The following is a 12,315-nucleotide window of genomic DNA, read 5'->3' as shown; positions in this document are numbered from 1 at the left end:
GAGTGGAACCCTAGGTGGCCGTTACCGCAGGAATGGATATGTACCCAATCCAACTGTGTTGACTGCCAGGCCGCCTTCGCGAGCAAGCCCGCTCCCACAGTTGGATTGTGGGGTGTCAGGTAGAGAAGTGTCGGCTGGCAGGCCGTCATCGCAGGCAAGCCTGCTCCCACATTTGGGTCGCGGTGCCTCAGCTAGATCAAGGTCAGCGGTCACGGGCAAGCCCGGCCCCCACAGTGCTCGAGGTCAGGCGTTTTCCAGCAAGTTATGCAGGTCCACAAACTGCTGCGTCAGCTTATGCCGTGGGTCCAGATGAATCAGCGGCTTGCTCTCCTGGTGCGACTCACGCATACGCACTGAACTAGCCAGGTACACCGGCAGTACCGGCAGCCCTTCGGCAATCAACTCATCGAGAATCTGCTGCGGCAAACTCGCACGAGCCTGAAATTGGTTGACCACAATGCCTTCCACTTCCAGGCCTTCGTTATGGTCGTCCTTCAACTCTTCGATCTCAGCCAGCAGGCCATACAGCGCCTGGCGCGAGAAACTGTCGCAATCAAAGGGGATCAGCACTCGATCAGCCGCAATCAGCGCCGAAACCGCATAAAAGTTCAGCGCTGGAGGCGTATCCAGGTAGATGCGGTCGTAATCCTCGCTCAATTCATCCAGCAGCTTTCGCAGCTTGTTGATCTTGTGCTTGGCCTCAAGCTTGGGCTGCAGGTCGGCCAGTTCCGGGGTGGCGGTGATCACGTGCAGGTTGTCGAAGGGCGTTTCGTAGATATCCACCCTGTTCTTCTTCGAAAACGGCCCCGTCGACAGGGTTTGCTTGAAAAAATCCGCGATCCCCATGGGAATGTCGTCACCCGTCAGCCCGGTGAGGTACTGGGTGGAGTTGGCCTGTGCATCGAGGTCCACCAACAGGGTTCGATAACCTTCGCTGGCGCTGACCGCCGCCAGGTTGCAGGCGATGCTGGACTTGCCCACACCGCCTTTTTGATTGAACACCACGCGCCGCATGGAAAAACCTCCGTGTATCAATGAATGCCCGAGTGTAGAGCGCAAAAGCGCCCATTAGCTACCTCGTTCATCCGGGCGCCGCATCTGGCTAACAAACAAATAGGAGTGCGCCTATTCCACGGTCGATCAGCCATGACCAACAATCTGTAAGTTCTTCCAACTTATTTGTGATCAACAGTGAACAAATTTTCACCACTATTTGCTAGAACTCCACGGCACCGGGATAATGCGCGCCATTCGGCCATTGCTCCCTGTCCCGGAATCCGGGGCCATTGGCCGCACATGGAAGCCCGCAGGGGCGGGATAACTTCTCAGTGATCAACTTCAACATCGCCCAATGGCGCGCCTGGGCTCCTGGCCTTGAGAGTGCGGACGACTGGCACGCCTGGTGCCGGGACCCGGTGTTGCTGCCTGCCAGCGAAGCGTCCCCCGATGTGTCATTTTTGCCAGCTATGCAGCGCCGCCGCTTGAGCCGGCTGGCGCGCATGGCGTTCAGCGTCGGCTGGCCGCTGGCCGAGGGCCTGGAAGACCTGCCGCTGGTGTTCATTTCCCGCCACGGCGAAACCCCGCGCACCCTGGACATCCTCAGCGACCTGGCCAACGAGCAGCCGCTGTCGCCCACTCAGTTCAGCCTGTCGGTGCATAACGCGGTGATCGGCCTGTGGTCGATCCTGCGTAATGAAACCAGCGAGATGACCGCCCTCGCCGCCGCCGGCGATGGCCTCGAACACGGCCTGCTCGAAGCCGCCGCGTTGCTCAACGAAGGCGCACCCGCCGTGTTGCTGGTGATCACCGAAGAACAACCGCCCCAAGCCTATGCCAGCTGGATCACGGATGTCCCCTTCCCCTACGCCCTCGGCCTGTTGCTCACGCCGGGCGACGAGTGGCAACTGGAACTCACCACCGGCACTGTCCAACTCACTCAAACCCAGTGGCCCCACGCCCTGAACCTGCTGCGCACCCTGCTGACCGATCAGGGCGCCTGCCAACATGCCTGGAAGAACCGAGTATGGAACTGGCAACGCAAGCCCTGACCCACAAGCCACGGCAGGCCTATTACTGGCGCCTGTTCGCCACGGCCCTCAGCTTTTGCCTGTTTGGCATCGGCGGGCTGTGCCTGCGTTTGCTGGTGTTTCCACTGCTCAGTTGCCTGCCGGGCGACGCCAGCCAGCACCAACGGCGTGCACGCCACACCATCAGTTGCCTGTTCTGGTTTTTTATTCGCTTGATGAAGGGCCTGGGCATTCTCACGTACAGCGTCGAGGGTGCCGAAAAGCTTGGCCGCCCTGGCCAGATGATCGTCGCCAACCACCCGTCGCTGATCGACGTGGTGTTCCTGATCGGCCTGATGCGCCAGACCAACTGCGTGGTCAAGCAGAGCCTGTTCCAGAACCCGTTCACCCGCAGCCCGGTGCGCGATGCCGGCTACATCAGCAACGACGGCAGCGCCGACATGCTCGATGCCGCAGCCGACGCCCTGCGCGCCGGCCAAACGCTGATCATCTTTCCCGAAGGCACCCGCACCACGCCCGGCGCCGCGCCGGCCTTTCATCGCGGCGGCGCGGCCATTGCCCTGCGGGGTGCGACAATCATCACCCCGGTGGTGATCAAGGTCAGCCCCACCACCCTGACCAAGGCCGAACCCTGGTATCGCATCCCCCACCGTCGATTTCACTTCAGTTTGCGCGTGGGCGCCGATATAGAGCCACAAGCGTTTGCCGCCGTAGGGCCCGCGCCCCAGGCTTCACGCAAGCTCAACGATCACCTGCATCACTATTTCATTAAGGAGCTCGCCGAAGATGAGCGACCAACACCGCCTTGAGCACGACATAAAGCTACTGATCATCGAGGCCCTGGGCCTGGAAGACATCAGCGCCGAGGATATTGGCAGCGACCAGACCCTGTTTGGCGAAGGCCTGGGCCTGGACTCGGTCGATGCCCTGGAATTGGGCCTGGCGATCCAGAAAACCTACGGCATCAAAATTGATGCCGACGCCAAGGACACCCGCAATCACTTCACCAACGTGGCCAGCCTTGCGGCGTTCGTCACGGCCCGACAGGCAGCTTGAGACCGTACCATGCAAACTCGTGACGATATTTTCAACACCCTGCGCGACGCCTTGGTGGAACTGTTTGAACTGCCCCCGGAACGCGTCACCTTGGACGCCAACCTGTACCAGGACCTGGAAATCGACAGCATCGACGCCGTGGACCTGATCGACCACATCAAGCGTCAGACCGGCAAGAAAATTGCCGCCGAAGAATTCAAGGCGGTACGCACCGTGAACGACGTGGTAGAGGCGGTGTACCGTCTGGTCCAGCCCGCCGCATGAGCCGGCTGATCGGCCTTGGCCTGTTATTGGCTGGGCTGCTGTACCCCTTCGCGGTGTATTACGGCACCGAGCACTTTGCACCCTGGCAGTTCGGCTTATTGCTGGGCAGCCTGTGGCTGTTGCGCGCGCTCACCGCTGCGCAGCGCCCGGGCAGCCGGTGGATGGCGGTGGTGGTGATCGTGTTTTGCCTGGCGCTGGCCTGGTTCGATAACCCGCAGTGGCTGCGCTGGTACCCGAGCCTGGTCAGCGCGTTCATGCTGGCGCTGTTCGGCCTGAGCCTGAAATACGGCCCGCCGATGGTCGAGCGCCTGGCGCGCATGACCGACCCGCACCTGCCGCCCCACGCGGTGGTGTATACCCGCCAGGTCACCCTGGTGTGGAGTGTGTTTTTTCTCTGTAATGGCCTGCTCGCCGCCGCGCTCACCCTGTGGGCGCCACTGAGCTGGTGGACGTTGTACAACGGCCTGATCGCCTACGGGTTGATGGGCCTGTTGTTTGCCGTGGAATGGCTGGTACGACAAAGGGTTCGAGGCCGCGTATGAAAGGGTTGAAACTTGAGCACTTGCTGCTTGAGCCACTGCAGGATCGTGGGGTGACTACCGAGCCCGCCATGAATCACGCGCAACTGTGCGAGCGCTCCTTGAGCCTCGCCGCAGGCTTGCAGGCCCGGGGCATCCGGCGCCTGGCCGTGTACCTGGAAGACGCCGGGCTGCTGGCGATTGCACTGCTGGGCGCCTGGCGGGCCGGTGCGAGCGTGCTGCTGCCCGCCGACCTGCAACCCCAGACGCGCCAACGCTGGGCCGCTGCCGTGGATGCCTGGCTGGTGGACGCCAGCGACCTGGACGCGCTGTATCAAGCGCCCTTGCACGCCGCCGCCCTCGACCTGGACAGCTGCCAACTGAGCCTGTGCACCTCCGGCTCCAGCGGCGAGCCCAAGCGCATCGACAAGTCCCTGCGCCAGCTGGCCAATGAAGTAGAGGCCCTGGAAGCGCTGTGGGGCGCAGACCTCAAAGGCGCGTGCATCATCGGCAGCGTCGCCACCCAGCACATCTACGGCTTGCTGTTTCGCGTGTTGTGGCCGCTGTGCGCCGGCCGCACCTTTGTGCGCAAGCAACTGGCGTTCCCCGAAGACATGCAGCGCGCCAGCCGTGAGCACCCACAATTTGCCTGGGTGGCGAGCCCTGCGCTGCTCAAGCGCATGGGCGACAACCTCGACTGGCCGGCTCTGAGCCAGGTTGCCCGGGTGTTTTCCTCCGGTGGCGCGTTGCCGGTTGACGCGGCCGGCAGTCTCTACGACCGCTTGCAGCAATGGCCCACAGAAATCCTCGGCAGCTCGGAAACCGGCGGTATCGCCTGGCGCCAGGGCGCGCAACCCTGGCAGCCGTTTGCCGATGTGCAACTGAGCCAGGATGCCGAAGGAGCACTGCGCATCGCCTCGCCATACCTGCCCGCAGGGCATATCGAACAAACCGCCGACGCCGCACGCATCCATGCCGATGGCCGGTTTGAACTGCTGGGCCGCCTGGACCGTATCGTCAAGCTGGAAGAAAAACGCATCTCCCTGCCGATGTTGGAGCAAGCGCTGATCGCCCATGAATGGGTGGCCGACACCCGCCTGGGCGTGGTGCAGGAAAACCGCGCGTCCCTGGGCGCCGTGGTGGTGCTCAGCGACGCGGGGCTGCATGCCCTGCGCAACCAGGGGCGCCGCGCCCTCACCCAAACCCTGCGCCAGCACCTGAGCCAACATTGCGAAGCCCTGGCCTTGCCGCGCCGCTGGCGTGTGCTGCGCCAATTGCCGCTGAACAGCCAGGGCAAGCTGCCCCAGGCCGATATCGAAGCCTTGTTGCTGGCGCCTCGCCCGAAAGGGCCTGAGGTGTTGGCGCAAGTCGAAACCGAAGGTGAATGGACCTTGCAACTGAGCATCCCACCGGACCTGGCCTATTTCAGCGGGCACTTCCCGGTCACCCCGGTACTGCCAGGGGTGGTGCAGGTGGAATGGGCGTTCAACCTGGGCCAGCAATTGCTCGACCTGCCCACCCGGTTCGCCGGCATGGAAGTGCTCAAGTTCCAGCAACTGGTACGCCCGGGCGATCACATCGAACTGCACCTGCGCTTTGATCGGGAGCGTAGCAAGCTGTACTTCGCCTATCGCAATGGGGTTGCGGCGTGCTCAAGCGGGCGCATAGTGCTGGAGGCCGCGCATGCATAAGCCGGGTGAGCACTTCGTGCTCAATCGCGGGCAAGCCCGCTCCCACACTGGATCGGTGTCGGCCAACAATCTTGTGTGCACAGCAAATCCAATGTGGGAGCTGGCTTGCCTGCGATGCAGGCGGCCCGGTGTATCAGGTGTCCGCCATCATGCATAACCCCTGCGCGTTGATCCCGGTGTACAACCACGAAGCCGCCGTGCCGGCCGTGGTCCACAGTGTGCTGAAAAGCGGCCTGCCCTGCCTCTTGGTCGACGATGGCAGCAGCCCCGCCTGCGCAGCGGTGTTGGCGCAGTTGGCGACGTTGGACAACGTCACCCTGCTGACCCTGCCCAGCAACCAGGGCAAGGGCGGCGCCGTGATGGCCGGTTTCCGCGAAGCGGCGCGCCGGGGCTATACCCACGCCCTGCAAGTGGACGCCGATGGCCAGCACGACCTGCGCGAAGTCGAGACCTTTATCCACACCTCACGCCAGCACCCCGACGCCGTCATCTGCGGCTACCCCGAATACGACGACAGCGTGCCCAAGGGTCGCCTGTACGCACGTTACCTGACCCACGTGTGGGTGTGGATCAACACCCTGTCGCTTGAGATTCGCGACTCGATGTGCGGCTTTCGCGTGTACCCGCTGGCGCCGACCCTGGCGCTGATGGACTCGGCCTACATCGGCACGCGCATGGATTTTGACTCGGACATCCTGGTGCGTCTGGCCTGGCGCAACCAGCCCATGCGCTGGCTGCCCACCCAGGTGCACTACCCCGCCGACGGCCTGTCGCACTTTCGTTTGTTGCGCGACAACCTGCGCATCAGCGCCATGCACACGCGGTTGTTCTTCGGCATGCTGATGCGCGCGCCGATGATTCTGTGGCGACGGTGGCAGGCATGAACGACAGCACCAAGCACTGGGCCGACCGCGAAGAACGCGGCAGCTTCTGGCTGATGAAATTCACCGCAGTCGCGGTCAAAGTCCTCGGCCGTCGACTGTTGAGCCCGTTGCTCTACAGCATCGTGTTTTACTTCTTTCTGTTCGGCCGCACCGCGCGGCACAGCGCCTGGCAATACCAGCAGCGCCTGGCGCAGTGGAGCGGGCGCGATGACCTGCTGCCGAGCCACCGCACCGTCTTTGCCCAGTTCATGGCCTTCGCCGACTCGCTGCTGGACAAGCTCGACGTGTGGAACGGCAAGCTGCGCCTGGAGCAAATCGAGATCAATGACCCGGCGCAGTTACGCAGCCAACTGCGTGGCGAGCGCGGGCAGATGCTGGTGGGCGCACACCTGGGCAACCTGGAAGTGTGCCGCGCCCTGGCGGAGATTGGTGAACAGGTCACCATGAATGTACTGGTGCACACCAAGCACGCCGAGCGTTTCAACCGTCTGCTGGGCGAGGCTGGCGCGACCCATTTACGCCTGATCCAGGTCAGCGAGCTGGACCCGGCGACCATGCTGCTGCTCAGCCAGCGCCTGGACGATGGCGAGTGGCTGGCGATTGCCGGCGACCGCATTCCGCTGCACGGCGGGCGCACGGTACGGGTGGATTTCCTCGGCCATACGGCGGCGTTCCCCCAAGGCCCATGGCTGCTGGCGGGCTTGCTCAAATGCCCGGTCAATCTGCTGATGTGCCTCAAGCACCAGGGTCGCTATCGCCTGACTATCGAGCCCTTTGCCGATTTGATCGAATGGAAGCGCAGCACCCGCGAGCAGGTCATCGCTGTGTGGGCCGCCCGCTACGCCGCACGCCTGGGCCAGTTCTGCCTGCAAGCGCCCCAACAATGGTTCAACTTTTACCCTTTCTGGAAGACCGATGACCACGCCTCTTGAGCCCATCACCTTTGGTGAACGCCCCCTGCGCATCGAAGACGTGCTGGCCCTGGCCAACCGCCAGGTGCCCACTCGTCTGCAGGACGACGCCGCGTACCGCCAGCGCATCGCCAAGGGCGCGCAGTTCCTCGACTCGCTGCTGGACAAGGAAGGCGTGATCTACGGCGTGACCACCGGCTACGGCGACTCCTGCGTGGTGGCGGTGCCGCTGGAACACGTCGAAGCGTTGCCGCGTCACCTGTACACCTTTCACGGTTGCGGCCTGGGCAAGTTGCTCGACGCCCAGGCTACCCGCGCCGTACTGGCGGCGCGTTTGCAGTCGCTGTGCCATGGCGTGTCCGGGGTGCGTGTGGAACTGCTGGAACGCCTGCACGCCTTCCTCGAAAACGATGTGCTGCCACTGATCCCGGAAGAAGGCTCGGTAGGCGCCAGCGGTGATCTGACGCCGCTGTCCTATGTGGCCGCGACCTTGTCCGGCGAACGTGAAGTGCTGTTCCGCGGCGAACGCCGCCCGGCGGCCGACGTACACCACGAACTGGGCTGGGAGCCGCTGGTATTGCGGCCCAAGGAAGCCCTGGCACTGATGAACGGCACCGCCGTGATGACTGGCCTGGCCTGCCTGGCCTTCGCCCGCGCCGACTACCTGTTGCAACTGGCCACGCGCATCACCGCGCTCAACGTGGTGGCGCTGCAAGGCAACCCGGAACACTTCGACGAGCGCCTGTTCGCTGCCAAGCCGCACCCTGGGCAAATGCAAGTGGCCGCGTGGCTGCGCAAGGACCTGGCCATCGACGCGCCCACCGCGCCCCTGCATCGCCTGCAAGACCGCTATTCGCTGCGCTGCGCGCCTCATGTGCTCGGCGTATTGGCGGACAGCCTGAACTGGCTGCGCTCGTTCATCGAGATCGAACTGAACAGCGCCAACGACAACCCGATCATCGATGCCGAAGAAGAACGTGTGCTGCACGGCGGGCACTTCTACGGCGGGCATATCGCCTTCGCCATGGACAGCCTCAAGACCCTGGTCGCCAACGTGGCCGACCTGCTCGACCGCCAGCTCGCACTGCTGGTGGACGTGCGCTACAACCATGGCCTGCCGAGCAACCTGTCGGGCGCTCCGGCTGACCGCGCGATGATCAACCACGGCTTCAAGGCCGTGCAGATCGGCACCAGCGCCTGGACCGCCGAAGCACTGAAAAACACCATGCCGGCCAGCGTGTTCTCGCGCTCCACCGAGTGCCACAACCAGGACAAAGTGAGCATGGGCACCATCGCCGCCCGCGATGCGATCCGCGTGCTGGAGCTGACCGAACAGGTCGCCGCCGCCACCTTGCTCGCCGCCAACCAGGGCGTGTGGCTGCGCGCCCAGGCCGAGGATGCCCGGCCACTGCCACCAGCACTGGCCGCGATGCACGCGGAGTTGGCCCAGGACTTTGCGCCGGTCATCGAAGACCGCGCCCTGGAAGGCGAACTGCGCCTGTGCCTGCAACGCATCGCCGCGCAACACTGGAGGCTGCATGCGTAGCCCCGGCGTATTGCACAGCGACACTGAAATCCTCGTGCCGTTTTTCGACATCGACACCATGAACGTGGTGTGGCACGGGCATTACGTGAAGTACCTGGAAGTGGCGCGCTGTGCGTTACTGGACAAGATCGGCCATAACTACACGGCGATGCTCGAAGCCGGCTACGCGTGGCCGGTGATCGACATGCAGCTACGCTATGTGCGCGGCGCGACCTTCGGCCAGACGATCAACGTGCGCGCCAGCCTGGTGGAATGGGAGAACCGTTTGAAGGTGAACTACCTGATTACCGACCTGGCCAGCGGCGAGCGCTTGACCCGCGCCAGCACCGTGCAAGTGGCGGTGCAAATCGCCAGCCGCGAGATGCAACTGGCCTCGCCCAAAGTCTTCACCGACGCCGTAGAGAGAGCCCTGAAATGAGCCCCCCTGTAGGAGCGAGCTTGCTCGCGAAGATCGCCAACGATAACGCGGGCCACCTGACACCCCGTGGCGCCCTCAGGTTTTTCGCGAGCAAGCTCGCTCCTACAGTGGCGGCGTTGTTGCTGAGCTTCAGTGCCCACGCCTTCGACCTGCAGCAGTTGAGCGATCAGCTTGCCAAACCCTCCGTCATCCACGGCCACTTCACCCAGGAAAAACACCTGCGCGCCCTGCCCCAGCCGCTAGTGAGCAAAGGCACCTTCGTGCTCGCCAAGGATCACGGCCTGCTGTGGCTGCTGAAAACCCCGCTGCAACAGGACTACCGCATTACAGCTCAAGGCATTGCCCGCCGCGACGCCAATGGCTGGCAACTACTGCCAAACAAGAGTGCCGGCGCCGAACAGAATCGTTTGTTCCTGGCGGTACTGCAGGGCGACAGCAGTGGCCTGCAACGCGACTTCGACCTGCAACTGCAAGGTGAGGCCCAACAGTGGAAGCTCACGCTGACCCCACGCTCGCTGCTGCTCAAGCAAGTGTTCACCCAGATCACTATCGACGGCGGCGCGCTGGTGCACAGCATTGAACTGCTGGAAACCCAAGGCGACAGCACGCTGCTGCGCATGCAGGACAGTACCGCCGACCAGCCGTTGAGCGATGCGGAGCAACACGACTTTGCCCAGTGAGCGCCTGCTGCCGCGCCTGTTCCTGACCCTGCTGGTGGCCGTGCTGGCCTTGGCTGGCTGGCAGTGGCGTGACGGCGCGCCGTTGTCGGCCAACCTGATGGAGCTGGTGCCCGGCAGCACGCCGGACGCCTTGGAACTGCAAGCCGAACAGCGCATGCAAGAGCCGCTCAACCGCGAAATGCTGGTGCTGGTGGGGCATGCCGACCGCCAGCAAGCGGTGGCCGTGGCGCAGCAACTGGGTGAGCGCTGGCAGGCCAGCGGCCTGTTTGAAAAGGTGCAGTGGAACCTGCAAGCCGACTTGCCGGCGTTGCGCGAACAACTGCTGCGCGGGCGCTTGTCGATGCTCTCAGCCAAAGACCGCGAGCAACTGATCCAACAGCCGGACGCGTTCATCCAGCAACGCGTGCAATCGCTGTTCGATCCCTTCACCGGCTTCAGCCTGGTGCCCAACCAGGACGATTGGCTCGGCCTCACCGGGCGCATCCAGAACAGCCAACCGCAACACGGCGCGGTGCAAATGGACATCGGCAGCGGCGCCTTGATCGCCGATGCCGACGGAAAGAGCTGGGTGCTGCTGCGGGCGCGCACCACCGGCAACGCCTTCGACATGAAGCTGCCGCTGCAGGTGGCAGACTTGCTAAAAGCCAGCCGCGAGCAAGCCGGCGCACACGGCGCGCAACTGCTCGCCGCCAGCGGCTTGCTGTATGCGGCCAACGGGCAGCAGCAGGCCACGCGGGAAATGACCTGGGTCGGCGGCGGCGCCACCCTGGGCATCCTGTTGTTGCTGCTGCTGGCGTTCCGACGCTGGCGGGTGTTGCTGGCGTTCGTGCCGGTGCTGGTGGGCATGCTGTTTGGCGCAGTGGCGTGTGTGGCGCTGTTTGGGCATATGCATGTGATGACCCTGGTGCTGGGTTCCAGCCTGATCGGCGTGGCGGTGGATTACCCGCTGCATTACCTGTCCAAAAGCTGGAGCCTGCAACCGTGGCGCAGTTGGCCGGCGTTGCGCCTGACCCTGCCGGGGCTGAGCCTGAGCCTGGCCACCAGCGCTATCGGTTATCTGGCGCTGGCCTGGACGCCGTTCCCGGCGCTGACCCAGATTGCGGTGTTCTCGGCTGCCGGCCTGGTCGGTGCCTATTTGTGCGCCGTGTGCCTGCTGCCCGCGCTGCTCAAGGGCGTGGAACTGCGCCCGGCGCAATGGCCGCTGCGTGTCGCCCAAAGCTTATGGCAGCTACGCACGGCCCTGCTCAAACGCGTGCCCAGTTCGGTACTGCTGGTGTGGGTGCTGCTCTTCTGCGCGGCGGGCCTGTGGCAACTGAACACGAAAAACGATATCCGCCAATGGATCGGAGCGCCGCCGCAGTTGCTGCAAGAGGCCCAGGCCGTGGCGCGCATCACCGGGTTCCAGCCCACCAGCCAGTTTTTCCTGGTGCGGGCGAGCAATCAGCAGCAGTTGCTGGAACGCCAGGCCGCCCTGGGCAAACGCTTGGATCAGTTGGTGCAGATGGACAAACTCCAGGGCTACCTGGCGCTCAATCAACTGGTCAACCTCCCCGATGAGCAACAACAGCTGCGCGAGGCGCTGAACAACCTGGCGCAACACTGGCAACCGCTGCTGGACCTCGGCGTGCCCCTGAGTGCCCTGCAAGCCGAAGTGGCGCAGTTGCAGGCGCTGCCCACCGCAGACATCGACGCCGCACTGCAAGGCCCGCTGGCCGAGCCCTGGCGCACGCTGTGGCTCGGCCCTGTGGACGGCGGCGTGGCGGCCATGGTCAGCCTGCAAGGCTTGAACAACCCGGCGCTGCTGCGGGTGCAGGCGCTGGACTTGCCCGGCGTGCAGCTGGTGGATCGCCTGGGTGACTTGAACCGGGTGTTTGCCGACACGCAGATCAGCGCTGCCGAATTGAAGTTGCTGTCTTGCGTGCTGATCGTGCTGTTACTGATTGCGCCCTTCGGCTTTGGCGGCGCCTTGCGTATCGTCGCCCTGCCGCTGCTGGCCGCACTGTGCAGCCTGGCCAGCCTCGGTTGGCTGGGCCAGCCGCTGACGTTGTTCAGCCTGTTTGGCCTGCTGCTGGTCACGGCCATCAGCGTCGACTATGCGATTTTGATGCGCGAGCAGATCGGCGGCCCCGCCGTCAGCCTGTTGGGAACACTGCTGGCGGCACTGACGACCTGGTTGTCGTTCGGCCTGCTGGCGGTCTCCAGTACACCGGCCGTGAGCAATTTCGGCTTGTCGGTCAGCCTGGGCCTGGCGTTCAGCTTTATGCTGGCGCCCTGGGCCGGCCGACAGAAACACGCCTTATGAATGTGATTAGCGCCCATG

13 protein-coding genes are annotated in these 12,315 nt (G+C 64.0%); 12 read left to right on the top strand and 1 reads right to left on the bottom strand.

What is annotated here, in order from left to right:
* Positions 1-243 precede the first annotated feature (243 nt).
* On the bottom strand, positions 244-1,014 hold the full coding sequence (locus A7K61_RS00935) for a ParA family protein (RefSeq protein ID WP_034125599.1): 771 nt from the start codon (positions 1,012-1,014) through the stop codon (positions 244-246).
* Positions 1,015-1,328: 314 nt separating this feature from the next.
* Here A7K61_RS00935 and A7K61_RS00930 point away from each other — a divergent pair, with 314 nt between their 5' ends.
* The 12 genes from A7K61_RS00930 (at position 1,329) to A7K61_RS00875 (ending at position 12,297) form a co-directional block, all read left to right on the top strand.
* Positions 1,329-2,048, top strand: coding sequence for a beta-ketoacyl synthase chain length factor (locus A7K61_RS00930; RefSeq protein ID WP_003187954.1), 720 nt, complete (start codon positions 1,329-1,331; stop codon positions 2,046-2,048).
* Positions 2,024-2,836 carry a 1-acyl-sn-glycerol-3-phosphate acyltransferase gene (locus A7K61_RS00925; protein WP_003187953.1) on the top strand — a complete coding sequence of 271 codons (813 nt, stop codon included), beginning with the start codon at positions 2,024-2,026 and terminating at the stop codon, positions 2,834-2,836. Before A7K61_RS00930 ends, A7K61_RS00925 begins: the two co-directional genes overlap by 25 nt.
* Positions 2,814-3,083 (top strand): phosphopantetheine-binding protein, encoded by a 270-nt coding sequence (locus A7K61_RS00920; RefSeq protein WP_032893919.1) that lies wholly within the window; start codon positions 2,814-2,816, stop codon positions 3,081-3,083. The genes A7K61_RS00925 and A7K61_RS00920 overlap by 23 nt, the downstream gene beginning before the upstream one ends.
* Positions 3,084-3,092: 9 nt before the next feature.
* Positions 3,093-3,347, top strand: a complete 255-nt coding sequence (locus tag A7K61_RS00915) for an acyl carrier protein (protein ID WP_003187949.1) — start codon at positions 3,093-3,095, stop codon at positions 3,345-3,347.
* A complete protein-coding gene (locus A7K61_RS00910; RefSeq protein WP_047712413.1) occupies positions 3,344-3,889 on the top strand; it encodes a membrane protein in 546 nt (181 codons plus the stop codon). Before A7K61_RS00915 ends, A7K61_RS00910 begins: the two co-directional genes overlap by 4 nt.
* The gene (locus A7K61_RS00905) at positions 3,886-5,556 is read left to right on the top strand and encodes an AMP-binding protein (RefSeq protein ID WP_069556725.1); all 1,671 of its coding nucleotides are present in this window, start codon (positions 3,886-3,888) and stop codon (positions 5,554-5,556) included. Before A7K61_RS00910 ends, A7K61_RS00905 begins: the two co-directional genes overlap by 4 nt.
* A gap of 149 nt (positions 5,557-5,705) precedes the next feature.
* Positions 5,706-6,440: a glycosyltransferase family 2 protein gene (locus A7K61_RS00900; protein WP_069556728.1), complete on the top strand. Its 735-nt coding sequence runs from the start codon at positions 5,706-5,708 to the stop codon at positions 6,438-6,440.
* On the top strand, positions 6,437-7,372 hold the full coding sequence (locus A7K61_RS00895) for a glycosyl transferase (RefSeq protein ID WP_044270755.1): 936 nt from the start codon (positions 6,437-6,439) through the stop codon (positions 7,370-7,372). Before A7K61_RS00900 ends, A7K61_RS00895 begins: the two co-directional genes overlap by 4 nt.
* Complete coding sequence (gene hutH, locus A7K61_RS00890; protein WP_069556724.1) at positions 7,356-8,897, top strand: histidine ammonia-lyase; 1,542 nt, start codon at positions 7,356-7,358, stop codon at positions 8,895-8,897. The genes A7K61_RS00895 and hutH overlap by 17 nt, the downstream gene beginning before the upstream one ends.
* A complete protein-coding gene (locus A7K61_RS00885; RefSeq protein ID WP_054896218.1) occupies positions 8,890-9,315 on the top strand; it encodes a thioesterase family protein in 426 nt (141 codons plus the stop codon). Before hutH ends, A7K61_RS00885 begins: the two co-directional genes overlap by 8 nt.
* The gene (locus A7K61_RS00880) at positions 9,312-9,995 is read left to right on the top strand and encodes an outer membrane lipoprotein carrier protein LolA (protein WP_069556723.1); all 684 of its coding nucleotides are present in this window, start codon (positions 9,312-9,314) and stop codon (positions 9,993-9,995) included. Before A7K61_RS00885 ends, A7K61_RS00880 begins: the two co-directional genes overlap by 4 nt.
* Positions 9,967-12,297, top strand: coding sequence for an MMPL family transporter (locus tag A7K61_RS00875; protein WP_069556722.1), 2,331 nt, complete (start codon positions 9,967-9,969; stop codon positions 12,295-12,297). The genes A7K61_RS00880 and A7K61_RS00875 overlap by 29 nt, the downstream gene beginning before the upstream one ends.
* Positions 12,298-12,315 lie beyond the last annotated feature (18 nt).

The organism is Pseudomonas sp. AP42, from assembly GCF_001728935.1.
Classification (GTDB): domain Bacteria; phylum Pseudomonadota; class Gammaproteobacteria; order Pseudomonadales; family Pseudomonadaceae; genus Aquipseudomonas; species Aquipseudomonas lactis.
Note: the sequence above shows the minus strand (reverse complement) of the source record. Positions and strands in the feature narration are given on the sequence as shown.

Coding starts and splice junctions, on each gene's coding strand:
- A7K61_RS00935 (WP_034125599.1), bottom strand. CDS start 1,014: ATGCGGCGCGTGGTGTTCAATCAAAAAGGCGGTGTGGGCAAGTCCAGC.
- A7K61_RS00925 (WP_003187953.1), top strand. CDS start 2,024: ATGGAACTGGCAACGCAAGCCCTGACCCACAAGCCACGGCAGGCCTAT.
- A7K61_RS00920 (WP_032893919.1), top strand. CDS start 2,814: ATGAGCGACCAACACCGCCTTGAGCACGACATAAAGCTACTGATCATC.
- A7K61_RS00915 (WP_003187949.1), top strand. CDS start 3,093: ATGCAAACTCGTGACGATATTTTCAACACCCTGCGCGACGCCTTGGTG.
- A7K61_RS00910 (WP_047712413.1), top strand. CDS start 3,344: ATGAGCCGGCTGATCGGCCTTGGCCTGTTATTGGCTGGGCTGCTGTAC.
- A7K61_RS00905 (WP_069556725.1), top strand. CDS start 3,886: ATGAAAGGGTTGAAACTTGAGCACTTGCTGCTTGAGCCACTGCAGGAT.
- A7K61_RS00900 (WP_069556728.1), top strand. CDS start 5,706: ATGCATAACCCCTGCGCGTTGATCCCGGTGTACAACCACGAAGCCGCC.
- A7K61_RS00895 (WP_044270755.1), top strand. CDS start 6,437: ATGAACGACAGCACCAAGCACTGGGCCGACCGCGAAGAACGCGGCAGC.
- hutH (WP_069556724.1), top strand. CDS start 7,356: ATGACCACGCCTCTTGAGCCCATCACCTTTGGTGAACGCCCCCTGCGC.
- A7K61_RS00885 (WP_054896218.1), top strand. CDS start 8,890: ATGCGTAGCCCCGGCGTATTGCACAGCGACACTGAAATCCTCGTGCCG.
- A7K61_RS00880 (WP_069556723.1), top strand. CDS start 9,312: ATGAGCCCCCCTGTAGGAGCGAGCTTGCTCGCGAAGATCGCCAACGAT.
- A7K61_RS00875 (WP_069556722.1), top strand. CDS start 9,967: ATGCGGAGCAACACGACTTTGCCCAGTGAGCGCCTGCTGCCGCGCCTG.